The organism is Verrucomicrobiota bacterium, assembly GCA_016871675.1.
GTDB lineage: Bacteria > Verrucomicrobiota > Verrucomicrobiia > Limisphaerales > VHCN01 > VHCN01.
This window is the reverse complement of record VHCN01000050.1, coordinates 1-26,080: the sequence shown is the minus strand read 5'-3', so window position 1 is coordinate 26,080 and position 26,080 is coordinate 1. Positions and strand designations below refer to the sequence as shown.

The following is a 26,080-nucleotide window of genomic DNA, read 5'->3' as shown; positions in this document are numbered from 1 at the left end:
CAAGTGCAGAGGCTCAGGCACGAGCAACTTCAAGTGCTCCTCGTGCAAGGGCACGGGGGCCAATGGCAATTTCAAGTGTTCCTTCTGCAATGGCAAAGGATTCGACAAGTGCTCCTCCTGCAACGGCGCGGGACAAAACAAGGGCAGCCGCTCGGCCTCCGAGACCTGCAACAAGTGCAGAGGCTCAGGCACGAGCAACTTCAAGTGCTCCTCGTGCAAGGGCACGGGGGCCAATGGCAATTTCAAGTGTTCCTTCTGCAATGGCAAAGGATTCGACAAGTGCTCCTCCTGCAACGGCACGGGCCGGAAGAAATGATCCCCCCTCCACCTTCGCCCGCAACCCCGGCCAGCGCATCACCAGCCCTTGCTGTCGCCCTGCAATCCGGCTTTGTCGAGGCAACCGAGCCGCTCTGCAATCGTCAGGTTGCGGAGCATCGCGTCGGTGGTGAGCTTTGCGGCTTCCCCCTTTCATGCCTACGAGCGCAACCGCTTGAACCACGACGTTGCTGACCTCAAGGCCCGCCTGCTTGGCTTCGGCCAGTTGCGCCACGTATTTCTGGACGCGCGGATTCGCGCCACGCTCGCGCAGCGTGGCCAGCTTGGCCGGGTCAATCAGGGGCGCGACTTGCTCGGCGTATCTGGACGCTTCGCCAGCGCGAGCACCAAGCACCCACGCCAGAAGCAACAGTGGAATCCACACTTTCTTCACCGCGAAAATTTAGCAAAGCGGCCTCGGCAAGGCGGCTGAGGAACGTCCGGGAACTCTACCGGCGCAACCGGGCGCCCGGCAGGCCTGCGTCGGGCGCACCTTGAAGGCCGCGCCTTTCTCCGGTGCTTCCCAGCCTGCTGCGAAATTGCTTTTGCCGCGAGTTCACGGGGGTGTTAGAAGTCATCGAATAAGTCCAGCGGTGCATAGACATCTTCATCTCGTGCTGTTGATCGTCCCGGCGCTCGGCCAGGCCGCCCCGCCGGTCGACTATGCCGCCGACATCAAGCCGCTGCTCGCGACGCACTGCTACCAGTGCCACGCCGCCACCCAGCAAAAGGGCGGCCTCCGCCTCGACACAGCGATCGCCGCGCTCAAAGGTGGCAGCCACGGTCCCGGGCTCAAGGCCGGAAGCAGCCGCGAGAGTCTCCTTATCAAGGCCATCGAGGGCGCGCACCCGGAACTGTCGCGGATGCCCTACAAGAAGCCGCCGCTCGCCCCCGCGAAGATCGCGCTGCTGAAGCGGTGGATTGACGAGGGCGCCAAGGCGCCGGCGAACGAACGGCCCGACAAGTCAACTCACTGGGCGTTCACCAAGCCTGCACGGCCGGCGGTGCCGACGGTTCAAAGTTCAAAGTTCAAGGGTCAGGGTTCCCCGTGGGAGATCCGCAATCCCATCGACAACTTCATTCTCGCGCGGCTGGAACGCGAGAAGCTCTCGCCCTCGCCCGCGGCCGACCGCGTCACGCTCATTCGCCGGCTCTCACTCGACTTGCTCGGGCTGCCGCCGGCGCCCGCCGAAGTGGATGCGTTCGTGAACGACGCCTCGCCCGGTGCCGACGAGCAACTCGTGGAGCGGTTGCTCAAGTCCCCGCACTACGGCGAGCGGTGGGGACGCTGGTGGCTCGACGCCGCGCGCTACGCGGACTCGAACGGCTACTCGATCGACGCGCCGCGGCAGATCTGGGCCTACCGCGACTGGGTCGTGAACGCGATGAACCGCGACCTGCCGTTCGACCAGTTCACGCTCGATCAGCTTGCCGGCGACATGCTGCCGGACCCGACGCTCGATCAAAAGGTCGCCACGGGCTTCCACCGCAACACGCAGATCAACCAGGAGGGCGGCATTGACCTCGAACAGTTCCGCATCGAGTCGGTGATCGACCGCGTAAACACGACCGCGACGGCGTGGCTCGGGCTCACGCTCGGTTGCGCGCAATGCCACGACCACAAGTTCGACCCGCTGACCCAGCGCGACTACTACGGCATGTTCGCCTTCTTCAACAACGCCGACGAACCGACGCTGCCGCTCGCGACCGCCGCCGAGACGAAGGCCGCCGCCGAGACGGATGCGAAAGTTGCCGCCTACATCCACGGCCTGCCGGACAAGGAACCGGACATCTTCGAGAAGTCGCTCAAGTGGGAGCGCAGCTTGACGCCGGAGGAGCGCCAGAAGCTCTCGCAGGAAGTGCGCACCACGTTCGACACGCAATTCCCCGAACGCACGCTCGCGCAGAAGCAACTCGTGCTGGCGGCTTACATCGAGACCGCGCCCGAAAACCGGCCGCACCAGACACAAATCAAGCGGCTGCGCGCCGCGCGGCCCGCCCTGAACTCGACGATGGTGATGCGCGAACGCGAGAAACCGAGGCGCTCGTATCTCTTCATCAAGGGCGACTTCACGCGCGACGGCGGCGAAGTGACGCCGACGGTGCCGGTGGTGCTGCATCCGTTCACACCCAGCGCGGGCGGTTCGACGAACCGGCTCGAATTCGCCCGCTGGCTCGTGGCCCCGGAGAACCCGCTCACCGCGCGCGTCATCGTGAACCGCATGTGGCAGCAGTATTTCGGCAAGGGCATCGTCGAGACCGAGAACGACTTCGGCACGCAAGGCACGCCGCCGACGCATCCCGAGCTGCTCGACTGGCTCGCCACGGAGTTCATGGGCAGCGGTTGGTCGCTCAAGCACATGCACCGGCTCATCGTGAATTCTGCGACGTATCGGCAGTCCTCCCGCGCGCGGACGGAACTCCACCTCGTGGACGCAAACAACAAACTGCTCGCACGCCAGAACCGCCTGCGGCTCGACGCCGAGATCGTGCGCGACGTGTGCTTGAGCGCGGGCGGCCTGCTCTCGCCGAAGATGGGCGGGCCGGGCGTGCATCCGCCGATTCCCGACGGCGTCATGTCCCTCGGGCAGGTCAAGCGCGCGTGGGACACCGCGACGGGCGACGACCGCCACCGTCGCGGGCTCTACACGTTCTACTTCCGCGCCACGCCGTATCCCGCGATGAACGTCTTCGACTCGCCCGACGCCTACAGCACCTGCACGCGGCGCATCCGCAGCAACACGCCGTTGCAGGCGCTCACGCTGCTCAACGACGCGGCCTTCTACGAGTTTGCGCAGGCGCTTGCGGCGCGGGTGTTGAAGGAAACAGCCTCGGACGCAGCGCGGCTGGAAACAGCCTTCCGTCTTTGCCTCGCCCGCAAGCCATCGGCGACGGAGCGCGCGCGTCTCGACGACCTGCTGAACCGCCAACTCGCCGCGGAATCCGGCGGGAACGTGCGGCTCGCCGCGTGGACGACCGTCGCCCGCGTGCTGCTCAACCTGGACGAGACCATTACGCGGGAGTAATCAGCCTGCGCATTGCACGATGAATCTTCTCGAGAACCACGGCGCCGTGCTTCACTCCACCCGCCGCCAGTTCTTCAGCCGGTGCGGATTGGGGCTTGGCGGCGTCGCGCTCGCGTCACTGTCAAACGACCGCATGCGTGCCGCGCAGCCGAGGCTCGTGAATCCCTTCGCGCCAAAGCCCGGCCACCTTCCGGCGCGGGCGAAAAACGTCATCTACCTCTTCATGGCCGGGGGGCCGAGCCAGCTCGAGTTGTGGGACCACAAGCCCAAGCTCGTCGAGCTCAACGCCCAGCCCATCCCGCCGTCCTACATCGAGGGCAAGCGGTTCGCGTTCATGAACTCGAGCCACGGCACCAAGCTGCTCGGCACACGCCGCACCTTTGCGCGGCACGGCCGCAGCGGGGCGTGGGTGAGCGAGATGTTCCCGCACATGAGCACCATCGTGGACGACATCACGCTGGTGAAAACCTGCGCGACGAACCTCTTCAATCACGCGCCCGCGAAGCTCTTCATGAACACCGGCTCGGGACAGTTCGGCCGGCCGAGCATCGGCGCGTGGGCGACCTACGGCATCGGCAGCGAGGCGGACGACCTGCCCGGCTTCGTCGTGCTGCAAAGCGGCCCGCGCGGCCCGCGCGGCGGCGCGGTGAACTGGGGCAGCGGCTTTCTCCCCACGCAGTTCCAGGGCGTCCCGCTGCGGGGCAATGGCGAACCGATCCTCAACCTCACCTCGCCGACCAACGTCACCGCGGCGAAGCAGCGCGAGACGCTCGACGCCATTCGCGACTTGAACCTCGCGCGGCTTGTCGAGACCGGCGATCCCGAGATCACCACGCGCATTTCCGCCTACGAGATGGCGTATCGCATGCAGTCGAGCGCGCCGGAACTGATTGATTTGAGCGGCGAGAGTCCCGAGACGCTCAAGCTCTACGGCGTGGAGAAGGACCGGCCCGGTTTCGCGCGCAACGCGCTGCTCGCGCGGCGGCTCGTCGAGCGCGGCGTGCGGTTCGTGCAGTTGTATCACACCAATTGGGACAGCCACGGCGGGCCGGGCGAAAACCTGCAGGGCGATTTCGAGAAGGTCTGCCGCGACGTGGACCAGGGCTGCGCCGCGCTGGTGAAGGACCTGAAGTCGCGAGGGCTGTTGAACGACACGCTCGTCATCTGGGGCGGCGAGTTTGGCCGCACGCCGATGGGCGAGAACCGCGAAACCTCCGGGCGCAACCACCACATCGACGCGTTTACGATGTGGTTCGCCGGCGGCGGCGTGAAGGCCGGCCACGTGTTCGGCGAGACCGACGAACTCGGCTTCGGTCCGGCGTCCGACCGCGCGCACGTGCACGACCTGCACGCGACCATCCTGCACCTGCTCGGGCTGGAGCACGAACGGCTCACCTTCCGATTCCAAGGCCGTGACTTCCGGCTCACGGACGTCCACGGCGAGCTGCTCAAGGGAATGCTCGCGTAGCCCCGGGCGCCGCGATACAAGTGCCGCGGTCGCATGCCCGAGGAATCAACTTCAACCGCTTCCACCCGCCGGCCGCGCACCATGTTGACGATCGTGCTCATGGTTTTCGCCGGCGTGATGCTGCTGGTGCTGCTGTGCGTCGGCGCGCTCGTCGGCTGGGTTGCGTGGCAGAAGCACCGCTTCGCCGCGCTCAAGGACACGCACGACCTGTCCGACACCGTCGGGAAAATGGCCGGCAACTATCTCAAGAGCCGCCCGCGCGGGGCGCTCGTGATCGGCGTGGTGCAGCGTGGCGAGACTTCGATTCGCGGCTTCGGCCAGGTCAGCGCGACGAATCTTGGCCCGCCGCACGCGACGACGGTTTTTGAAATCGGCTCCGTCACGAAGGCGCTCACGGGCATCGCGCTTGCGCGCATGGTCGCGGACGGCCAGGTGAAGCTCACCGACACGTTGCGCGAGTTGCTCCCGCCGGAGGTGAAGCTCCCCGCGCCGGTCGAGCGCATCACGCTCGCGCAACTCGCCACGCACTCCTCCGGGTTGCCGCGGCTTCCGGCGAACCTCGACCTCTCGCCGAAGCACGAGGCGAATCCCTACGCGAATTACAAGGCCGCCGATCTTTACGCGTGGCTTGCCACGGCCAAACTCGCCAATCCACCGGGCAAGACGAGCGATTACTCGAACGTCGGCTTCGCGCTGCTCGGCCACATCCTCGAACTCAAGGCGGGCAAGCCCTACGAGCAATTGATGCACGACGCGCTCTGCTCGCCGCTTGGCCTTTCAGACACGGTGATCCGGCTTTCGCCCGAGCAGTCCGCCCGGCTCGCGCCCGGCCACAGCCCGAACGGCGACCTCACGCCGAACTGGGACTTCGACGTGATGGCGCCGACGGGCGGCTACCGCTCGACCGCGGCCGACATGATGACGTTCATCAAGGCCAGCCTCGCGCCCGCGGATTCGCCCGCGGGGCGCGCGCTTGCGGAGGCGCAGCGGGCGCACTTCAGCAGGTTCGGCTCCACGATGGGGCTCGGCTGGCATCGCGAGATGTTGGTGCAGGGCGACCTCGCGGTGGTCTGGAAGAACGGCGGCACGGGCGGCTACTTCAGCTTTGTCGGTTTCATCCCCGGGCACCGCGTCGGTGTCGTGCTGCTGTCGAACTACGGCGACGCGTTCGCGGGCGATTTCTCGCTCGACTCGATGGGCATGGAAATCCTCAAGCTCGCCACGAAGGTTTCGCTCAAGTAATCCACCCAGACCTGCATGCATCAACCCGTCGTCCTCCAAAACTGCCGGCTCGTCTTTCCCGATTTCATCGCGCCGGGCTCGCTGCGGCTCAACCGCGGGCGCATCGAGCAGGTGCGGCTCGACGTCGCCGCCGCGGACGGGGACGCCGAGGTCGTGGACTGCGCGGGCGACTTCGTGGGGCCGGGCTTCGTGGACATCCACAACCACGGCGCGGCGGGGGTGGATTTCATCGACGGCGACATCGAGGGCATCGAATCGGCGCTCGCCTGGCACCAGCGGCAGGGCAGCACCAGCGTGCTCGCGACGCTGCTCACGCACCCGCCCGACATGATCGAGGCGGCCATCCACCGCCATCTCGAGGGCGAGAAGGGCGCGGAGATTCCCGCCAACTTCGCGGGCATCCACATCGAAGGGCCCTACCTCAACCCGGTCAAGAAGGGCATGCACCGCGAAGACTGGATGCACGACCCGCTGCCCGCCGAATATCAGTCGTGGGTCAGGGCGGGCGAAGGCCGGGTGCGCATTCTCACCGCCGCGCCCGAGCGCGACGGCTCGCTCGAGATGTATGCGTGGCTGCGCTCAAAGGGAATCGTCGGTTCGTTCGGCCACACCACGATGACGTGGGAGCGCGCGCAACTCGCGGCGGCCGCAGGCGCGTCGCACTTCGTCCACGTCAACAACGCGATGGAATGGCCGACGCGCGCGACGAACGCCGAGGGCTGGATGCAGACGCACGCGCGCGGCATCGGCTCGTTCCTCTCCACGGACGTCTTCACCGGCGAAATCATCGGCGACGGCTGGCACGTGACGCCGGAACTGGTGCGCGTGCTGGTGAGCGCAAAGGGGCTGGACCGCATCGCGCTCGTAAGTGACGCGTCGCCGCTGACGGGTCTGGCTCCCGGCAACTACACCGTGGCGACGGTGGACGTGGAACTCCGGCCCGGGCGCCTGTGCATGATCGCGGACGGCTCCGGGCTGGCGAGCAGCGTGTGCTCGTTGCTCGACATCGTGCGCAACCTCGTCAGGTGGGGCTTCCCGCTGCTGTCCGCATGGCGGATGGCGAGCTGGTCGCCCGCGCGCATCGCCGGCTGGAGCGACCGCGGCATCCTGCAGGTGAACTCGCGCGCCGACCTCGTGCGGCTCGATTCGCAGCTCGCGCTCAAGGGCGTGTGGCAGGGCGGCAAACCAGTGGCGAGGACGTAGCGGGGCCGGAAGGACGAGTCTCAGCGGTTCGCGTAGAACTCCTCGATCGCGGTGCGGAAGGTGTTCTCGCCCACGTTGACGATGCCCATCTCGCGCTTGGAGCTCTCCTCCGAGTCGCTCGCGTGCGCGGCGTTGACCATCACAGACGAGCCGAACTCGCGGCGGATGGACCCGGGCGGCGCCTTGGAGGGGTCGGTGGGGCCGAGCACGTCGCGGATCTTGTTCACGGCCTCGTTGCCTTCGTAGATGAGCGCGATGCACCGCTCGGTGCCGGGCGCGTTCAACGTCGTGGCGTCGCAGTCGGACTCGGTGCGGCCGGACATGAATCGGACGATGTTGTCGAACTGGTTGTCGCCGTTGATCGGCCCGAGCGCGTCGGCGAGCTGGGCTTCGACGTCCGGCGGAATCTTCAAGCCGAGCTCCTTCTCGAGGACAGCCATCGCCCTGGCCGCGACCACGCCTTTGAGCTTGGTGCGGAGCACCTCGCGCACGGGGCCGTAGAACTCGACCGCCTGCGCGGTGCTCATGCGGTGAACCTTGATGCCGACGATGTAGAGGCCGGTGCGGCTGAAGAAATCAATCACGTTGCCCGGGCGGCCGGTGGGGAAGCGGAAGTTGTCCGGCTTGATGAGCACGAGGGTGCGCTGGACCTTCATGCCGGGGGTGTAGTTGATGACGTTGTCGAGCACGCCGCCGTCGGTGTCGGAATGTCGCGCCCAGAGCTTGAGCTTGATCTCGGCTTCCTCGGGGTTCGGCGCGGCGAGCACGGCGGGCTCGAAGTATCGCACCTGGTCGTTCTCATCCACGATGAGGTCGGCGTAGGTGTCGCGGATGGTCTCGCCGCTGCGGCGGTCGTGGCTGAGGTTGCCGACGACGGAGCGGACCTTGCGCACGGCCTCGTCGCCCTTGAACAGGAGCATCATGATGCGGCGGCGCTGGCCGGTGCGCGGGTCGGGCGAGAAGTTCCGCACGGTGTAGTCGCGGATGTGTTCCTGCACGCGGCGGTCCTGCGGGTCGTGCGCGGAGATGATGACCTCGGCGTATTCCTTCACGAGGTCGGCGCTTGGCGCAAACATGCGCGCGGCGACCAGTTCCAGTCCTGTCCGGGAGATGAGCCGCGCGAGGATGCCGCCGGTGCGCGACTTGTAGAGCGAATACGGCGTGATGATGACGTAGGCCAGTTCTTGCGACATGGGCGGTCAGGCAGACGGGGTAGAGCCGGACGGTGCGCCCGGAGCGGCCTGGGGCGCGCTGGCCTTGCCGCCAAGGATTTTGAACATGACCGTGTTGCACGTCGGGCACTTGCCCTTGATCGCCTTGCGGCCGTTCTTCATCGTCTCCTCAACGCCGTTGGAGATTTCCTTCTTCGCCTTGCATTTGACGCAGTAGCCTTCAGCCATAAAAATATCCCGATCGGGCCCACCACGGACCCAAGCGGTCGCCGAGAGAGTAGGGATGCGGCATCGGCACCGTCAACAGGTAAAACCCGGCAAGAGTCAGGCCGAATCCACCCAGGAGACTTAGCCTAAACCATTGTCGCCCAACATACTCGGACGATCCTAAAGCGGCTCGAGCGAGGCTTTAAGCCTTGACGCCATGCCTCAAAACAGGTGCTATCCCGCCATGTTTCTCCTGCACGCACGCCCCGAGTCGCCTCTGTCGCCAAGCCTAAGGTCGCAATTTCTTGCGCTCCTGTTCTTGGTCGCCCCCGTTGCTGCGGCCGCGCCCGGCGCGCTCGAGAAGTACGTCGCCGCGCCCGACAACACCTTCAACTGGTCCATCCGCGAGACGCGCGCGCTCGACAACGGCCAGACCGCCGCGCACGTCGAGATGACTTCGCAGACTTGGCGCGGCCATGTCTGGACGCACCACATGCAGATCGTCCGCGCGAAGGACGTCCGCAACCCGCACATCGCGCTCGTGTTCGTCACGGGCGACGGCGACGGCAAGCGCAACCTGCCGATGCTGCAACTCTGGGCCGAACGCGCGGGCGCCATCGCCGCCTGCGTCACGCGCGTGCCCAACCAGCCGCTTTACGACGGCCGCAAGGAGGACGCCCTCATCGCCTTCACCTTCGACAATTACCTCAAGGACGGCGACGACTCGTGGCCGCTGCTCTTCCCGATGGCGAAATCCGCCGTCCGCGCGATGGATGCCGTCGCCGCGTGGGCGAAGCAGGAGCACAAGCAGGCCGTGGACTCGTTCGTTGTGAGCGGCGCAAGCAAGCGCGGCTGGACCACGTGGCTCACCGCGGCCGTGGACGCGCGCGTCAAGGCCATCGCCCCGATGGTCATCGACATGCTCAACATGAAAGTGCAGACCGACTGGACGTTGAAGTGTTACGGCAAGCAGTCCGAGCAAATCCGCGACTACACCGACCTCGGCCTCGTGGACCGCATGGAGGACGCGCGCATGAAGGAAATCCGCGGCTGGGTGGACCCGTTCAGCTACCGCGCGCGTTACACGATGCCCAAGCTCATCCTCCTCGGCACCAACGACCGCTACTGGACCGTGGATGCGCTGCGCCACTACTTTCACGACCTGCCCGGGCCGAAGCTGATTTATCAAACCCCGAACGCCGGCCACAACTTGAACGGCGGCGCCGACGCGGCGAACACGCTCGCGTCCTTCTTCCAGCTCATCGCCGACAAGAAACCGCTGCCCACGCTCGACTGGAAATTCAACGGCGACGGCAAGGTGAACGTGACCGTGAAATGCTCGCAGGCCGCGAAGTCCATCCGCCTGTGGACCGCGACGAGCGCGGACCGGGACTTTCGTGACGATCAGTGGAACAGCCGAGACCTCGAAGTGAAACCCGGCAGCGCGAGTGCGACGGCCGAGGTTTCCGCGCCCGAAAAGGGCTTCCGCGCCTATCTGGCCGAGGTGGAACTCGTCTCGCCGACAGGCCACACGTGGAAGCTCTCCACCGAGGCGCGCGTGACGCCGGATTTCAAATAGCGCGCACCGCCCGCCGGTGCCGCACCTTGCCGTTGCCACACCCGCATCCGGGCGTCATGCTCGCACCATGAACTCGCTTCTCCGGTCCGCGCTGCTCCCCCTTGCCGCCGCCATCCCCGCACTCGCGCAGCCGGCGGGCTTCAACTACGACGAGTCCAAGGTGGGCGCGTTCACGCTGCCCGACCCGCTCACGCTCGCCAACGGCACCAAGGTCACCGACGCCGCGACCTGGAAGAACAAGCGCCGCCCCGAGGTGCTCAAGCTGTTCGAGTCGCAGATGCACGGCCGAAGCCCCGCGCGGCCAAAGGACTTGAAGTTCGAGGTCACGTCCACGGACAAGTCCGCCCTGGGCGGCAAGGCCACGCGAAAGGAAATCACCGTGCGCTTCGGCGCCGAGCCCGGCGCCGCGCTGATGCGCCTGCTGGTTTATCTGCCGAACGACGCGCGCAAGCCCGTGCCCGCGTTCCTCGGCGTGAACTTCGAGGGCAACCACACCATCAGCACCGACCCCGGCATCACGCTCACCGGGCAGTGGACTTGGAACAGCAAGGAAAAATCCGCGGAGATCACGCGCCCCGCCGACACGACGCGCGGCAAGAGCATCAGCCGGTGGCCGCTCGAGATGGTGCTCGCACGCGGCTACGCCGTGGCGACGATTCCGCGAGCGGACATCGAGCCCGACTTCGCCGAGGGCTGGCGCAATGGCGTGCGCGGTTACTTCCTGAAAAAGTCCGGCAAGGCCGAGTTCGCGCCGGATGACTGGGGCGCCATCGCCGCGTGGGCGTGGGGCTTGAGCCGCGCGCTCGATTACTTCGAGACGGACAAGGACATCGACGCGCGGCGCGTGATCGTGATGGGCCACTCGCGCATGGGCAAGGCCTCGCTGTGGGCCGGCGCGACGGACGACCGGTTCGCCGCAGTCATCTCCAACAACTCCGGCGAGGGCGGCGCGAGCCTCGCGCGGCGCGACTTCGGCGAGACGGTGCAGCGCATCAACACGAGCTTCCCCCATTGGTTCTGCGCGAACTACAAGCAATACAACACGAACGTGGCCGCGCTGCCCGTGGACGCCCACCTGCTGGTCGCGCTCTCCGCGCCGCGCCCCGTTTACATCGCAAGCGCGGAGGAGGACAAATGGGCCGACCCGAAGGGCGAGTTCCTTTCCGGCAAGAACGCCGAGCCCGTGTATCGGCTCTTCGGCAAAGGCGGACTTGGCGTGGACGCATGGCCGGCGGTGAACAGCCCCGTCGGCGACGTCATCGGCTACCACGTGCGCACCGGCAAGCACGACGTGACAGATTACGACTGGGAGCAGTATCTCGCCTTTGCCGACCGGCACCTCAAGCCGGCTCGCGCGGGGAAAAAGTAGCCGCTTCCGCGCCGCCCTCGTGCCAAGCCCCGAACACTGGCTGCGACTCGCATCCGGCCCCGGCCCGGCGGCGTTCAACATGGCGCTGGACGAGGCGCTCCTCGAACACGCTGCTCGCCTCGGCAAACCGGTGCTCCGTTTCTACGGCTGGACGGAATGCGCCGCGACCTTTGGCTACTTCCAGAAGTTCGCCGAGACCAGCGCGCTCACCCCGCTTCGGCCGCTCGTTCGCAGGCCGACCGGCGGCGGCCTTGTCCCGCACGACGCGGACTGGACCTACAGCTTCATCGTTCCGCCGGGGCACGACTGGCACGGGTTAGCTGCTGCCGACAGCTACCGGCGACTGCACGAATGGGTGCGGGACGCGTTCGCGCGCGTCGGCGTCGAAGCGATGCTCGCCCCCGAGAGGAGGACAGCCGCGCCGGGCCAGTGCTTCGCGGGCTGGGAGCGCCTCGACGTGCTTGCGCACGGCCGCAAGCTCGCGGGCGCGGCGCAGCGACGAAACCGTTCGGGCCTGCTCATCCAAGGTTCCATCCAGCCTCCAATGCGCGTCGCGCAGGCCGACTGGCAGAAGTGCCTTTGCGATTCCGCGCACGCGGCGTGGGGCGTCGAGTGGCGGGCGATGGAGCCCGACTCCACCGTGCGCGGGCGTGCCGCCGAGCTCGCGGCGGTGAAGTATTCGCGGCCCTTGCACAACGAGCGGCGGTGAGCCCGCATTTCCGTCCCAAGGAACCTGAAGAAGGCTGGAGGTGTTCTCCGTTCCTGCGGTCATTCCGCGGTGCGTGGAACCACGCCTGCACCCTCGGAAACGGAAAGGCCCCCCGATCCGAAGAAGGCCCAAGAAACTAGTTGCCACCGGGGTCGAAACTCCCCATTATGGAGCCCGTTGCAGGTCCAACCGCCGTAAGGCCAATTCGGTTTCTCGGAGTCCGAGACGGCGGTCTCCCTAGGTTCAACATTCTTGTCCGCCCCAATGGGTTTTCCATGGGCGAAGTCCTATGAACAGAGCAGCCAACAGCAGACAGAACAACAACTCCAACACGCCCGAAACCGGCATGGGTTTCCTCGAGATATCCGAGAAGGGCTTTGGATTCCTCCGTTCGCCGGACAACCGCTTCCAGCCGAAGCCGACCGACATTTTCGTCACACCGGACACCATCAAGCGCAACTTCCTCCGCGAAGGCTGCCAGATCGAGGGCGCCCTCCAACCCCCGCACCGCGGCGTGAGCCCCCAACTCCGCGAGGTGCTCGCCGTCAACGGCATGCCCTTCACCGAATACACCAAGTCCGTCCGCTTCGAGAACCTCACCAGCATCGACCCCATCGAAAAGTTCAATCTCGAGACCGCGCCCGACCTCATCGAGACGCGCGTCATCGACCTCGTCACCCCCATCGGCCGCGGCACGCGCGGCATCATCGTCGCCCCGCCGCGCACGGGCAAGACCACCATCCTCAAACAAATCGCCAACGCGGTCACCGCCAACCATCCCGAGGTCTGCGTGCTCGTGCTGCTCATCGACGAGCGCCCCGAGGAAGTCACCGACTTCCAGCGCTCCGTGAAGGCGGAAGTGGTTGCCAGCTCCAACGACATGGACCTTGAAACCCACGTGCGGCTCTCGCGCTTCATGATCGAGCGCTGCCGCCGCATGGTCGAGTGCGGCAAGGACGTCTTCGTGCTCCTCGACTCCCTCACCCGCGTCGCCCGCGCCTACAACTCCGTCCACGGCGGCTCCGGCCGCACCATGACCGGCGGCGTGGACGCCCGAGCCCTGGAAATCCCCCGCAAGATGTTCGCCGCCGCGCGCAAAATCGAAGGCGGCGGATCGATGACCATCGTCGCCACCGCGCTCATCGACACCGGCAGCCGCATGGACGAGCTCATCTTTCAGGAGTTCAAGGGCACGGGCAACATGGAGCTCATCCTCGACCGCAAGCTCGCCGACCGCCGCCTGTTCCCGGCCATCGACATCCCCAAGTCCGGCACGCGCAAGGAGGAGAAACTCTTCGCGAAGCACCACCTCGAACCCATCCGCAAACTCCGCCGCATGCTTGTGGACTTGAACCCGGTTGAGGCCATGGAAACGCTCACCGCCGCGCTCAAGAAGCACAAGACCAACGACGAACTGCTCGCGAAGCTGGGTGGCTAGCGCTGGCCTCACCTCACCGTCACGAAGTCGCTGTGATTCAACAGCGCGCGCACCAGGCCCTCTCGCGCGAGCCGCTCGCCGTCCTTCGCCGCCGACCGCGCCTGTTTGTCGAGGAACGCAACGCACTCGGCCCGTTCCGCCACGCTCGGCGGGCGTGACAGCAAGTGCTCGAAGGCCGCGGTGATGAACCCGCCCGTGTCCCGCTCTCCAAACCGCCGCGCCAGCGCCGCGCTTTGTTCGTGGATGAGCCTGCTGTTCGCAAGCGCAAGCGCCTGCTGCGGCACCACACTCTTGGTCCGGCGATAACATTCATTCGGATTCGGCGGGTCGAACACGGACGTGAACTCGCCGCTGCCGCCCAACTCCGGGAAGCACGCAAAATACAGACTGCGCCGCGCGGAGCTGGCCATCTCGGGATTTTCCAACTCCTGTCCGCCCATTTTCGCGTCGAGATTCCCGGCGAGGTGCAACACGCTGTCGCGGATCACTTCCGCCTCCGAACGGCCGCTGTTCATGCGCCACAGCCATTTGTTCTCCGGATCTGTCGGAGGCGGATGGCGGATGGCGGATGGCCGACCGGCCGGAGTGAACTTGGAATCCGCGATCTGCAATCCGCGATCCGCAATCGCCGACGCCCGCCGATACGCCGCGCTCGTCACGATCACGCGATGCAGGTGCTTCAAGCTCCAATCCGACGCCATCAACTCCGCCGCGAGCCAGTCGAGCAACTCCGGATGCGTCGGCCTGGCGCCGCTGCGGCCGAAGTTGTCCACCGTCTCCACCAGCGGCGCGTGGAAGTGCCGCAGCCAGACGTGGTTCACCGCCACACGCGCGGTGAGCGGGTTGTCGCGCGAACCCATCCACTGCGCGAGCGCCTTGCGCCGGCCGGTGCTTTCGCCCGGATATGAAACCGTCACCGGCGGATAGTCAGCACTGTCCTTGGCGAGCGCGGCTTGCGCGTCAGCCACCGCTTTCTTCGCGCTGGCCAGCGTGGTGTCGGCCTTCTTTCCCGCGGTCTTCGCGGTTTCCCTCGCCTTGTCGTCCTTGGCGTCAGCGGATTGCCTTTGGGCTGCGGCCGCGTCGGCCTCGGCTTTCAGCAGAGTTTCGCTTGCGGTGGCCAGCTTGAATTGCCGGTCGGCCTTGCTCGCTGCGCGGAACAGCGCGTTCGTGTCACCGCCGGCCTTCAGGAAGCGCGCCTTGTCCGCAGCGAGCCGCGCTTGAAAGGACTCGCGCTCCGCCACGGCGGCCGTGAGCCGCGCTTCGTTCATTGGGGAATCCGTCTTTGCCAGATTCTGATTCGCGGTTGCGACGGCTTGCACGAGCCGTGCCAGCTCGGCTTCGACGGCGAAGGGCTTCAACCCCGGAAACGCGACCGTCGGCGGCAGTGCGACGGGCTGTACGACGACCCGCGCGCCGCCAAGGAACCCGGGCATCGCCGGTTGCGCGGGCGGGCGGTTGGTCAGGCGGTTGCGCTCGTCGCCGCCGGTGTAAAACCAGGTCTTGGCCGCGGCGTCCTTGTCGAAGACGCGCACGGCGCCGAGGCGCTGCACCTTGCGCAGCGTGCTGTAATTGTAGTCTTGAAACACGCCGGGGTCGGCCTCGCCGGGCCAGCGGTCCTGCCGCACGTAGAGCGGCTCGAAGAACGCGCGGAAGCTGAAGTAATCCGCCTGCGTGATGGGGTCGTATTTGTGGTCGTGGCAGTGCGCGCACTGGAACGAGAGCCCGAGAAAGGCGCGGCCCGTGTGCTCGACGTTCGCGCGCATCCACTCGTTGGGGTTGAGGGCATACCAGTTGCGCACGAGGTAGCCGGTCGCCACCGCGATGTCGTCGCGCCCGGGCGCGACCTCGTCGCCGGCCAGCATTTCGGCGATCAGGCGGTCGTAGCCCTTGTCGGCATTGAGCGAAGTCACGATCCAGTCGCGCCAGCGCCAGATTTGCGGCGCGGAATTCCATACATCGGGCACCATGCGCCGGCCGAACCAGTCCGCGTAACGCCACACATCCATCCAGTGCCGAGCCCAGCGCTCGCCGTGGCGCGGGTCGTCGAGCAGGCGGTCCACCGCGCGCTCGTAGGCTTGGGGCGAAGGGTCGTCGAGGAACGCGCGCAACTCCTCGCGCGTCGGCGGCAGGCCGATCAAGTCGAGATACACGCGCCGGAGCTGGACGTTTTTCGCCGCAGGCGGGAGCGGCGTGAGCTTCTCGCGGTCGAGTGTGGCGTTGATGAAGGCGTCGATGGCATTGCCAGGGGCCGAGGGCCGGGGGCCGAGGGTGGGAACGGGCGGCCGGACAATGGGCTTGAACGCCCAGTGATCGCGCGGATCCGGCTCGGGCAATTCTCCCGCGGGCGCCACGGCGCCCTCGGCAATCCAACGGCGGATCAGCGAGATTTGTTCAGGCTTGAGCGCGTCGGCATCGCGCGGCATTCGCTCGGCGGAGCCGGCCTCCGTGATTCGCAGGAGCAGCGGACTTTGCCCGGGCTTGCGCGCCACGACTGCGGGTCCGCTCTCGCCGCCCTTCCGCGCGAACGCCGCCGTGTCGAGCCGAAGCCCTGACTTCTGTTGCAGCGCGCCGTGGCACGCGGTGCACCGCTCGCGGAGGATGGGCTTGATGTCTCTTGCGTAATCCACGCGCGCGGGCGCCGCTCCTGTTGCGGCGCAAGGAACCGCCGCTGCCGACGCGGCGAGCAGCGCGAGCGCCAGGGTATGCGGGCGAGTGGTCACGGGCTGTGACGGAAGCATGGCCGCGACCGCGCGCGTGTCAAGGCGTCGGAGACGCGGCGGGATCGCGGCGCAGGATCGCGGCGAGCGCGAGCGCGATGAACGTGCTGAAGATCACCGTCTCCGCGATGCCGAGCGTGAACAGATACAAGTCGAGATTCGCAGCGCGGAAGCCGGACTCCATGCGCGCGATGGTTTTCTCGGCCGCGCCGGCCGCCAGCATGCGTTCACGCTCCCACGCGATGGCCTTCTCGATCCACCCGGGATGGATGACATGATTGTAGGCGAACTTGAACAGCGCGGCGACAACCGCGGCGATGAGCGCGGTGAGCGTGCCGCACTTCCAGCCTTGTTCCAGCGAGAGGGCGCCATGGGCTGCGCGCGCACGCGCGGCCTTGATGCCGAGCCAGAGAAACACGGCGAGCAACGCGAGCCCGAGCCCGCCGCTGTATTTCACCACCTCGAACCGCTGGAGTTGAAAGCCCACGAGCGAGGCCACGAGCAGCCACGCGCTCACGGCCGCGCCGCCCAGCAGCCCGAATTTCAACTCGACCTTCACGCGCGCGAGTGCACACCGCGCGGGGGCATCCGGTCAACACGCTTCCGCGCCCGTCCGCGCATCAAAACCGCCCGCCGATCCAGCGCAGCACGTCGCCGGTGCATTGGAGCCACAACCCCAGCGAGCGCATCACGCCCACGCCGGGCGCGAGCAGCGGCAGACCGACGAGCAGCACAAGCACGTTGCCCAGCAGGATGACCGCAAAGGAAAAGAGCCGGCCCTGGCTCGTGATGTCGCTCTGCCGCGTCTGCAGCACTTCCCACGTGAGCGTGACGTGAAATCCGTAAGCCGCGCCGAGCAGCAGGTGCAGCCACACGGTGTAGCGCGACCAATCCCAGATCATGTGCCCGAGTCCGAACACCAGCACCACGAGCACGACATAGAGCGGGAAGAAATACGGCGCCAGCGCCACGAGGAAGTTGCTCTTGGTGAGCACGACCTGCCCGCCCGCGCTCGTGGCCTTGAAGCGCTTCACGCTGCCGCCGAACAGCCACGACCACAGCACGTGCGTGAACTCGTGCCCGACCACGTAGAGCCACATCGGCTTCGGGAGCGCGAGGAACACCACCACCCAGCCCGTCGCGCCGGCGAGCAGCGGCACCCACGTCGCCGTGAAGCCGCCGAATGCGTGCACCACTTTGACGAGCGCCATCACCGCGCCCGCGCACACGGGCAGCAGCAGCAGGCCGATGAAGAACTTCGCCCACTTGGGCATGGCGCGAGGATTCAAAACGGCGCTTCAACACGCGAGCAAGAAAGTCCTCATCGTCTTGATCCGATCGAGGAAACCAGGAGCCGGCGAAGCTCGAGATGTTGTCGTGCCCGCAACTCCGGCGGACACCCTCACCCCGTCCCTCCCCCTCCTCGGAGGGGGAGAGGGTGAGGCGTGACGAACGTGGAAGGGCAGGCGGAAGATTCACGCTCCGCTGCGGCCGTGCGAATCATCTTCGCACGGCTCTGGTTCCACGCCAGTGTCACTCGCTGACTTCCTCCACGAGCGCGGCTGCCTTCTCCTTCGGCTTCGGCGCGGCCTTCACCTCGGGGAACAGCACCGCGAGCGAGCAGAAGATCAGTCCGGCGCAGATCGCGCCGAGCGTTTGCATCGAGACGGTCTGCACGAGCCAGAAGCCCAGCATCGGCGCGACCACGCCGCGCAGCCCGGTGAAAAACGTGTGCACGCTCATGTAGTCCGCCACGCGCTCGGGCGGCGCGAACTTCGTCACCCACAAGCTCCACGCCACGTCGCCGCCGGCGTTGGACACGCCGTAGATCACCGCGCCCACGGCGAGCCCCGCGAAGCTGTCGCTCATGAAGAATGCAAACACGCCCACGGCGAACCCGAAGTTCAGCGTCATGCGCAGCGCGAAGAAGTTCATCCGGTCGAAGAGCCAGCCCCACAACGGACTCATCACGAGCCGCGCCGCGTTCGGGATCACGCCCACGATCAGCGCCACCGTGCCCACATCCAGCGCGAGCCCGTGCCGCGGATTCGCGAGATACTCGACGCGCAGCGGATACATCATCAGGTTGCCCACGCCCAGGAACATCCACGAGATGAGCGTAAGCCGGAACAGCCGGTCCTCGCGCGCGAATCGCAGCGCGCGGAGCGGATGCGTCGAGCCGCCGCCGGACACGAGCGGCCGCGACGGCACGCGCGAGAGGCACCACGAGCCCAACGCGAACGCCGCGGCGAACACCAGCAGCAGGCCGCGGAAGTTCTTCCCGAGGTCCGCCGCGAGCGCGCGGCCCGCGAGTTCGCTGAAAAGCGCCGCCGTGCCGATGCGGACGATGAGCGCCTTGCTGAAAAGCCGGCCGCGTTCGCCCTCGGGATAATTCTCCTGATACACCTGCGTCATGAGCGGGATGACCGCCGACGCGCTCGCCATCGCGAGCACCGAGCCGACCACGAACACCGGCACGACCGGCACCGCCGCCATCACCAGCAGGCACGCGGCGCCGAACGCGGCCGCGCGCGACGCGGCCTTTGCCGTCGGGCATCCCCACGCCTCCACGCGCGACACCACGAACGGGCTGAGCAGCAGGCCGAAGCTCCCGCCCGACGCGATGAGCGCCTTCGCGGTCGCGCCCGCCTCGAAATGCTTCACCGCGATGAGCAGGAGGAACGTCGCGCCCGCCGTCTCGAGGATGCCGCCGGTGACCGCGCGCCAGCGTTCGTAGCGGAACGTGGTCTCGGTGTCTTGGGGCGGCACGCGTGGAGATTGGCGACTCGCGACGCCGCTGCAACCATGGAGTTCGATCCCCCCGTGCGCGCGCAACCCGCGCGCCCCGCACGACGCAACCGGTGCGGCACCGGGGAAGCATGAACGTGTGCAGGCGCGGCCGGGCCAGGCCCGTTCCAAGCGTTGGAACTTCGCTTCGGCAGGCTTGGTTTTGAGTGGCTGGCGGCTAGACTCACGACATGGCCGAGCCGAGCCTGACACAGGGTCACGCGCCCGACGCGCTCGTGGACGGTTTCCTCGTTCACCTGGCGACGGATCGCGACGCGTCGCGATGCACCCGGAAGAACTACGGCGCCGCGCTGGCGGAGTTCGCGCGCTGGCATTCGTCGGAGCGCGATTCGGCGCCGCCCTGGCGCGCGCTCACGCGCGACGACTTTCGCGCCTACTTGCGGTGGCTCGGCCGGTCCGGACTGAGCCGTGCGTCGACGCGGCTTCGGTTCAGCGCGCTGCGGACCTTTTACCGGTTTCTCATGCGTCGGGGCGAAGTGGCGGACACGCCGGTGCGGGACCTCGCGCTCCCGAAGGAACCGGGCCGGCTGCCCAAGTTCATGACGGTCGAACAAGTTGCGCAGCTTCTTGCCGCCCCGCTTGCGGAACTCGACGCGCTGCGCACCCGCAGCGAGCCGACTGTGGATGCGACGCCGTGGCTGCGCGACGCGGCGATCCTCGAGACGACCTACTCGAGCGGGTTGCGGGTGAGCGAAGTGTGCGCCCTCTGCTGCGGCGACGTGGATGCCCGCGGGCGCGCGCTGCGGGTGCGCGGCAAGGGGCGCAAGGAACGGCTCGTTCCCGTCGGCGAGCCGGCGCTCGACAGCATCGAGCGCTACTGGCTCGCGGTGAACCATCCGCGCGATGCCGCGCTTCCCGTGTTCCTCGCCCGGGCGAACGACGTCCAGCCCGTGACGCAGCAGGTGATTCAAAAGCGGCTCAAGCTGTATCTCGCGCGCGCCGGGCTCGATCCGGCGCTGACGCCGCACAAGTTGCGGCACAGTTTCGCCACGCACCTGCTCGACGCGGGCGCGGATTTGCGGAGCGTGCAGGAGTTGCTCGGTCACGCGCACCTCGTCACGACGCAGGTTTACACGCACCTGACGACGGAAAGGCTGAAACGAGCTTATGAACAGGCGCATCCCAGGGCGTGATGTGACTCGCGACCCTTTGTGTTTCGTCCGGTCGTGTCTGGCCGTGCTGGTTGGCGCGATGCTCGCGTCGTGCGCGACCGTGCAGCCCGTGGACTGGGCGGCGCGGATGGGAACTTACACCTTTGACGACGCGGTCAAGGAATATGGCGCACCGGACAAAGGCGCGACCTTGACGGACGGCGCGCGGGTCAGCGAGTGGCGCGTCCGCAAGGGCCACTCGTCCGCCTACGTGACCGGATACCCGACGCATCCCTACTTGCGCGTCGAGGTGCCGCCGGCGACGGACGAGTGGTTGCGCCTGACGTTTGGCGCGGAGGGCAAGCTGAAGGAATTCAAACGATACTGGCGGTGAGACCGGGTCGCCGGCGCGCGCCTGTTTCCCGGCCGCGCGCGACGCAGGATCACGGTGTTCAATGTTGCGTTGCCATGGGGGCTTCCCTACCGTCGCCGTGAATTTTCCGAAGGTCGCCAAGTCAATCCACACGCATGCAACCGGAATCACCCCAGGACAACAGCGGCCAGGCGCCTGCGGGAGAACGCCGCGAGTTCCTCAAGAAGGCGCTCTCGGCCGCGCTCGGCGGCGCGACGATGGCCGCGCCGGCCGCGGCGGGACTCGCCGTGTATCTCGACCCGCTTCGTCGCAAGGCGCCGGCCGGCAGATTCGTCCGGGTCACGACCCTCGAAGCCCTTCCCGCGGATGGTTCGCCGAAAAAGTTTCCCATCATCGTCAGCCGCGTGGATGCGTGGAACAAGACGCCCGCGACGCCCGTGGGCGCGGTGTATGTCCGGCGGACGAAGGAGGGCGCGCTCCAGGCGCACAACGTCGCGTGCCCGCACGCGGGGTGCTTCGTGGACTTCCAGCCCGAGCGGAACGGCTACTTCTGCCCGTGCCACAACAGCACCTTTGGCCTCGACGGAAAAATCGCGGACGAGAAAAGCCCTTCGCCGCGCGGCCTGGATGAGTTGAAGGTCGAGCTGCGAAACGAGAAGGAAGTCTGGGTCCACTTCCAGAACTTCCACGCCGGCCACGCCAAGAAGATTCCCGTCGCATGAAGAAGCTGCTCGACTGGCTCGACCAGCGGACGGGTTACCGGAAAATCACCCACGAGGCGCTCGCGGAGCCCATTCCCGGCGGCGCGCGCTGGCGTTACGTGTGGGGCAGCACGCTCACGTTTTGCTTCGCGGTGCAGATCCTCACGGGCTTTTTCCTCTGGATGGCCTACAGCCCGAGTTCGCAGACGGCCTGGGAAAGCGTCTTCTACATCCAGCACCAGATGACCGGAGGCTGGCTGTTGCGCGGCATCCATCACTTTACGGCGCAGGCGATGAACATCCTGCTGGTGCTGCACCTGATGCAGGTGGTGATCGACGGCGCCTACAAGGCACCGCGCGAGGTGAATTTCTGGACGGGGCTCATCCTGCTGCAGCTCGTGCTTGCGCTCTCGCTCACCGGCTACCTGCTGCCGTGGGACCAGAAGGGCTACTGGGCCACGAAAGTCGCCACCAACCTGCTCGGCATCGTGCCGCTCATCGGCGCGGACTTGCAGAAGATCGTCGTCGGCGGGCCCGATTACGGGCATCACACGCTCACCCGGTTCTTCGCGCTTCACGCGGGCGTGCTGCCCGCGGCGATGGTCGCGCTCATCGCCGGGCACATCTGGCTTTTCCGCCGGCACGGCATCACGACGAGGCGGCCGCACAAGAAACCCGACTCGCGATTCTGGCCGGACCAGGTGTTGATGGATTCGGTGGCGTGCCTCGCGGTTGCGGCCACGGTGCTTTTCCTGTGCGTGCGGCACAAGGTCTTCGGCACGCATGGCCCGCTCGGCGCGGAGCTCGGCGCGCCCGCGGACCCGGGCGAGCCGTTCTCGGCCGCGCGGCCCGAGTGGTATTTCCTGTTTCTGTTTCAGTTCCTCAAATACTTCCCCGGCTCGATGGAAATCTGGGGCGCCATCATCATCCCCGGCGTCGTGATGGGCGCGATGTTCCTGCTGCCGAAGCTCGGCGAAACCACGCGCGGCCACCGCCTCAATCTCGTCTTCCTGGGCGCGTTGATCCTCGGCTCCGGCTGGCTCACATGGCTCGCCATGAAACAGGACGCCGCCGACCCGGGCTACCGGCTGGCCGTCGTCGAGGCGGATCGCGAAGCCCATCGCGCCGCCGAGCTTGCGCAGTCGCCGGACGGCATTCCGATTGCCGGCGCCGCGTCGTTGCTGCGCTCCGACCCGCTCACGCAGGGGCCCAAGATTTTCGCGAAGAACTGCGCCTCGTGCCATCGCTTCGACGGGCACGATGGGACGGGGCGTGCCGGTCAGGGACCGCCAACCGCGCCCGACTTGAAGCACTTCGCCTCGCGCGAATGGCTCGCGGGATTGCTCGATCCGGCGCGCGTGGACAGCCCGCACTACTTCGGCGGCACCAAGTTCATCGAGGGCAAGATGGCCAAATGGGTGAAGAAAAACGTCACGGCCTACACGCCAGGGCAGAAGGCGCAGTTGGCGAAAGTCATCATGGCCGTGAGCGCCGAGGCCGGGTTGCGCGCGCAGCGCGATTCAGACGCGCGCGACGCCGCGGCCATCAAGGAAGGCGCGGCGCTCGCGAAGGGCGACATCGGTTGCACGGAATGCCACGCCTTCCAGAAGCCCGACGAGGATGCCACCGCGCCGACACTGACGGGCTACGGCTCGCGCGAGTGGCTCGTCCGTTTCATCAGCAATCCGAAGCACGCGGACTTCTACGGCTCGCGCAACGACCGCATGCCCGCGTTCGGCGCCTCGCAAATCCTCGACGAGCAGAGCATCGGACTCGTGGCCGACTGGCTGCGGGGAGACTGGTATGTGCCGGCCCAAACGGGCACGGGGGCTTCCGCTGCGAAGCGGTGAGCGGCGGAGCCGGCTTCCGGCTACTTCTGCGGCGGATGGTCCTTGATGACCTTGTAGATTTCCGCGGCGGCGGTGGCGGACTCGATCGAGGCGCGAAAATCCTTGTTGTGAAGTTTCTTCGCGATGTCGGCGAGCGTGTGGAGGTGCTTCTGGAACTGACCGTGCGGGACGAGGAAGAGCATCACGTGGCGGACAGGCTGGTTGTCGAGCGCGTCGAAGTTGATGCCGCGCGCCGAGCGGCCGAAGGCGCCGGTGACTTCGCCGATGACATCCGTCGAGGCGTGCGGAATGCCCACCCCGAACCCGATGCCCGTGCTCATGGAGGTCTCGCGTTTCTTGACGACGGCGGTGACCGCCTCGCGGTGTTCGGGCTTGATCCTGCCGCAGCGAACGAGCACCTCGATGAGCTCGTCGATGGCCTCCCACCGGTTGGCCGCGCGCAGTTCGGGAACGATCTGATCCGCGTTGAGGATGTCGGCCAGCGTCATAGCTTGCGAAAAGCCCCGGCATTTCGCCGGAAGCCCGCGGCCATTTCAAGGAGGAATTCCGACCTTCAGCCGGACACGCCGGATTGCTGCGCCGGGGCACCATCACCTGCAGGGACGCGCCCGGTCAAAAATACCGGGCGAGGGTCTCGCCGTTGCCGTAGCCGAGGAGCAGGCAGACGAAGTCCCCGTTCCGCCACGTCGCGCTCGTCCATTCGCCGCGCGTCGTGAATTGCGGGCTCGCGCCCTTGGGCGGATCCGGCAGGTCCGCGCTGTCGATGACAACCAGATAGACTTTGTCCTTCGGCAGGTCAGTGCCGACTTGGAAGCACACGAGCGACACGCGCTTGCCGCGCCAGTCGAGCATGCCGCAGCCCATGCTGGGATGATCCTTCAACCGCGCCGGGAACTCGCACGCGCCGTGCCCGCTGTTCTCCGTGAGCCAGCGGCGGATGTCCTCGACGCGCGCGCTGCGATAGTGAAGCTCCGAACCGCCGGCGCCCAGGTAGCCCATGTTCGCCGTCGCGAGCTTCGGGCTGAAGAGCAGTCCGTAGCGCGACCCGACGTAGTCCGTGAGGTCGGCGTTGAAACGCGAGAAATCGAGCGCGGCCTCGCGCGGTTCGCGCAAGCCAACAAACGCGATGCACAACAGCGTGGCCACGACCGCCGCGACCGCCGTGGGCAGCGACACGGACTGGCGCCACCATGGCTGGGGCTTGATGACTTTGCGGCCAATGAGGATCGCGTGCTTGAGGTCGCTGGGAACGGGCACCGCGGAGAGTTGGGCGAAGAGCGCGGCGTCGATTGCCGACTCCTCGGCGAACCACGTCGCCAATTCTGGATCGCGCCGGGCATGCGCCAGTGCCTCGGCGAATGCCGCGTCCCGCGCGTCCGGCCCGCCCGGGCGCCGGGCGCGAAGGATGAACTTTGCCTCGTCGTTGTTCATGGAGTCAGCCCGCGTGCTGTCTGGGCAGCGGGACAATCTTGCCTTCCGTCTCCTGCATCTGCAGCGAAAGTCTCGCGCGGAGCCGGTCCTTGCCGCGCGCCAGTCTCGACATCGCCGTGCCCGGCGGCACGTTCAATATTTTGGCGATCTCGTGATACGAATGTCCGCCCAGGTAAAAAAGCGCGAGTGGCGCGAGATACGGTTCCTCGACGCTCATCAAGGCCGCCATGATCTCGGCGGATTCCATGCGGCTCACGGCGTCGGGCTCGATTGCCGGCAATTCACTCTCGACGGAACTCAGTTCGTGGTGCGCGAAACGCCCCTGCCGCCGCACGGTGCCGAGGAATTCCCGGTGCAACGTCGTGAACAGCCACGTCTTCACCTTCGCCGCGTCGCGCAACTGCCCGCCCTTCGACGCCCAGATGTAAAAAGTCTGCTGCGTCAGGTCGCTGGCGTCCGCCTCGCTGCGCGAGAGACTGAGCGCGAACCGGTAGAGCGGCTCGTAATAGGCGCTCACCACTTGTTCGAACTCGAGGTCGTGCACGTCCGTTTGAGGTTTCTTGCCGCCGGATTATTCCGGCCAGCCGCCGGCGGGCAAGCCTCGATTATCGCCTGCTGGACTGGATCACTCCACGCGTGACCTTGAAACGTCCTTGCTGGCGCCAAATCGGCGTCGCTACACTCCGCGCGCCTCGTGAAAAAAGTCAACCTCAGCGCCATCCCGTGGGTCGAGCGCAAGTCGCCCAAGGGCACGTTTCACCGCCTGCGACGAAACGGGGCGCGCATTCGAGGATCCCCAAACAGGTCCGAAGCTCCCCGGCCGGCCGCCGTTCGAGGTCGAGTTGATCCGCGTCCCGCCCAAGGCGCGACACTGTCCGTTTCACAGCCACGCGACCGAGTGGGAATTCTGCCTCATGGTCAGCGGCACCGGCCTCATGCGGCTGGCGAAGAAGTCCATGAAGATTCGCGCGGGCGATTGCCTGCTCAACCCGCCCGGCGAGGCGCACCAGCTCATCAACACCGGCCGGAAGGACCTCGTCTGTTACGTCGTCGCCAACAACGCGCCCGCGGACGTCTGGCACTACCCCGACGCGAAGAAGTGGGGCTGGCCCATCGGTCGCGCCGGATTCTTCTTCCGCCGCTCCGTCCTGGACGACGACGACGGCGAGGAGTGAGCCATCCCTTTCGTTTCTGAACTCCCAACACTGAACACCTCATGAACACCGTCTCCCAACTCAAGACCATCAAGAAAGGCACCGCCGCGAAAGTCGGCGCGGAACTTTCCCGCACCGGCGGCCTGCTGCGCCTCGCGCCCGCGTGGGTGCCGCGCTCGTTCCTCCAGCCCGGCCTGCGCATCAAGCTCCACCCGGACGACACTTAC

23 protein-coding genes are annotated in these 26,080 nt (G+C 66.8%); 13 read left to right on the top strand and 10 right to left on the bottom strand.

The window, feature by feature from the left end; all coding sequences use genetic code 11:
• Positions 1-184: 184 nt before the first annotated feature.
• The gene (locus FJ386_11085; protein MBM3877250.1) at positions 185-709 is read right to left on the bottom strand and encodes a hypothetical protein; all 525 of its coding nucleotides are present in this window, start codon (positions 707-709) and stop codon (positions 185-187) included.
• 199 nt (positions 710-908) lie between these two features.
• Here FJ386_11085 and FJ386_11080 point away from each other — a divergent pair, with 199 nt between their 5' ends.
• The 4 genes from FJ386_11080 to FJ386_11065 are packed head-to-tail and all read left to right on the top strand — an operon-like array spanning position 909 to position 7,254.
• Positions 909-3,341, top strand: a complete 2,433-nt coding sequence (locus FJ386_11080; GenBank protein ID MBM3877249.1) for a DUF1553 domain-containing protein — start codon at positions 909-911, stop codon at positions 3,339-3,341.
• Positions 3,342-3,360: 19 nt separating this feature from the next.
• A complete protein-coding gene (locus FJ386_11075) occupies positions 3,361-4,809 on the top strand; it encodes a DUF1501 domain-containing protein (GenBank protein ID MBM3877248.1) in 1,449 nt (482 codons plus the stop codon).
• Positions 4,810-4,842: 33 nt separating this feature from the next.
• Positions 4,843-6,051, top strand: coding sequence for a hypothetical protein (locus FJ386_11070; GenBank protein MBM3877247.1), 1,209 nt, complete (start codon positions 4,843-4,845; stop codon positions 6,049-6,051).
• A 15-nt stretch (positions 6,052-6,066) separates the two neighbouring features.
• The gene (locus FJ386_11065; protein MBM3877246.1) at positions 6,067-7,254 is read left to right on the top strand and encodes an amidohydrolase family protein; all 1,188 of its coding nucleotides are present in this window, start codon (positions 6,067-6,069) and stop codon (positions 7,252-7,254) included.
• 20 nt (positions 7,255-7,274) lie between these two features.
• Here FJ386_11065 and FJ386_11060 read toward each other — a convergent pair whose 3' ends face one another.
• Positions 7,275-8,447 (bottom strand): nucleoside-diphosphate kinase, encoded by a 1,173-nt coding sequence (locus tag FJ386_11060; protein MBM3877245.1) that lies wholly within the window; start codon positions 8,445-8,447, stop codon positions 7,275-7,277.
• Between the two features lie 6 nt (positions 8,448-8,453).
• A complete protein-coding gene (locus FJ386_11055) occupies positions 8,454-8,654 on the bottom strand; it encodes a hypothetical protein (protein ID MBM3877244.1) in 201 nt (66 codons plus the stop codon).
• Positions 8,655-8,877: 223 nt separating this feature from the next.
• Here FJ386_11055 and FJ386_11050 point away from each other — a divergent pair, with 223 nt between their 5' ends.
• The 4 genes from FJ386_11050 to FJ386_11035 all read left to right on the top strand — a co-directional run bounded on the left by FJ386_11050 (position 8,878) and on the right by FJ386_11035 (position 13,728).
• Positions 8,878-10,212 carry a PhoPQ-activated pathogenicity-like protein PqaA type gene (locus FJ386_11050; protein ID MBM3877243.1) on the top strand — a complete coding sequence of 445 codons (1,335 nt, stop codon included), beginning with the start codon at positions 8,878-8,880 and terminating at the stop codon, positions 10,210-10,212.
• 67 nt (positions 10,213-10,279) lie between these two features.
• On the top strand, positions 10,280-11,581 hold the full coding sequence (locus FJ386_11045; protein ID MBM3877242.1) for an acetylxylan esterase: 1,302 nt from the start codon (positions 10,280-10,282) through the stop codon (positions 11,579-11,581).
• Between the two features lie 19 nt (positions 11,582-11,600).
• Complete coding sequence (locus FJ386_11040) at positions 11,601-12,290, top strand: hypothetical protein (protein ID MBM3877241.1); 690 nt, start codon at positions 11,601-11,603, stop codon at positions 12,288-12,290.
• A 289-nt stretch (positions 12,291-12,579) separates the two neighbouring features.
• A complete protein-coding gene (locus tag FJ386_11035; GenBank protein MBM3877240.1) occupies positions 12,580-13,728 on the top strand; it encodes a transcription termination factor Rho in 1,149 nt (382 codons plus the stop codon).
• An 8-nt stretch (positions 13,729-13,736) separates the two neighbouring features.
• On the opposite strand, the gene FJ386_11030 is transcribed toward FJ386_11035, so the two are convergent.
• The 4 genes from FJ386_11030 to FJ386_11015 all read right to left on the bottom strand — a co-directional run bounded on the left by FJ386_11030 (position 13,737) and on the right by FJ386_11015 (position 19,214).
• Entirely contained in the window at positions 13,737-16,466 is a 2,730-nt protein-coding gene (locus tag FJ386_11030) for a DUF1553 domain-containing protein (GenBank protein MBM3877239.1), read from the bottom strand.
• Between the two features lie 19 nt (positions 16,467-16,485).
• A complete protein-coding gene (locus FJ386_11025; GenBank protein ID MBM3877238.1) occupies positions 16,486-17,004 on the bottom strand; it encodes a DUF4199 domain-containing protein in 519 nt (172 codons plus the stop codon).
• 61 nt (positions 17,005-17,065) lie between these two features.
• Positions 17,066-17,719, bottom strand: a complete 654-nt coding sequence (locus tag FJ386_11020) for a hypothetical protein (GenBank protein ID MBM3877237.1) — start codon at positions 17,717-17,719, stop codon at positions 17,066-17,068.
• Between the two features lie 259 nt (positions 17,720-17,978).
• Positions 17,979-19,214, bottom strand: a complete 1,236-nt coding sequence (locus FJ386_11015) for an MFS transporter (protein ID MBM3877236.1) — start codon at positions 19,212-19,214, stop codon at positions 17,979-17,981.
• Between the two features lie 209 nt (positions 19,215-19,423).
• Between FJ386_11015 and FJ386_11010 the strand changes: the two genes are divergently transcribed.
• The 4 genes from FJ386_11010 (at position 19,424) to FJ386_10995 (ending at position 23,268) form a co-directional block, all read left to right on the top strand.
• Positions 19,424-20,386, top strand: a complete 963-nt coding sequence (locus tag FJ386_11010; GenBank protein ID MBM3877235.1) for a tyrosine recombinase XerC — start codon at positions 19,424-19,426, stop codon at positions 20,384-20,386.
• A 1-nt stretch (position 20,387) separates the two neighbouring features.
• A complete protein-coding gene (locus FJ386_11005) occupies positions 20,388-20,738 on the top strand; it encodes a hypothetical protein (protein MBM3877234.1) in 351 nt (116 codons plus the stop codon).
• A 134-nt stretch (positions 20,739-20,872) separates the two neighbouring features.
• Complete coding sequence (locus FJ386_11000) at positions 20,873-21,439, top strand: Rieske (2Fe-2S) protein (protein ID MBM3877233.1); 567 nt, start codon at positions 20,873-20,875, stop codon at positions 21,437-21,439.
• Complete coding sequence (locus FJ386_10995; GenBank protein ID MBM3877232.1) at positions 21,436-23,268, top strand: c-type cytochrome; 1,833 nt, start codon at positions 21,436-21,438, stop codon at positions 23,266-23,268. Before FJ386_11000 ends, FJ386_10995 begins: the two co-directional genes overlap by 4 nt.
• Before the next feature lie 20 nt (positions 23,269-23,288).
• Here the strand turns inward: FJ386_10995 and FJ386_10990 are convergent, their stop codons facing one another.
• The 3 genes from FJ386_10990 to FJ386_10980 all read right to left on the bottom strand — a co-directional run bounded on the left by FJ386_10990 (position 23,289) and on the right by FJ386_10980 (position 25,243).
• The gene (locus FJ386_10990) at positions 23,289-23,756 is read right to left on the bottom strand and encodes a PTS sugar transporter subunit IIA (protein ID MBM3877231.1); all 468 of its coding nucleotides are present in this window, start codon (positions 23,754-23,756) and stop codon (positions 23,289-23,291) included.
• Between the two features lie 124 nt (positions 23,757-23,880).
• Positions 23,881-24,699, bottom strand: coding sequence for a hypothetical protein (locus FJ386_10985; GenBank protein MBM3877230.1), 819 nt, complete (start codon positions 24,697-24,699; stop codon positions 23,881-23,883).
• A gap of 4 nt (positions 24,700-24,703) precedes the next feature.
• Positions 24,704-25,243 (bottom strand): RNA polymerase sigma factor, encoded by a 540-nt coding sequence (locus tag FJ386_10980; protein ID MBM3877229.1) that lies wholly within the window; start codon positions 25,241-25,243, stop codon positions 24,704-24,706.
• A 298-nt stretch (positions 25,244-25,541) separates the two neighbouring features.
• Between FJ386_10980 and FJ386_10975 the strand changes: the two genes are divergently transcribed.
• Positions 25,542-25,874 (top strand): cupin domain-containing protein, encoded by a 333-nt coding sequence (locus FJ386_10975; protein ID MBM3877228.1) that lies wholly within the window; start codon positions 25,542-25,544, stop codon positions 25,872-25,874.
• The last annotated feature ends 206 nt before the right edge of the window (positions 25,875-26,080 follow it).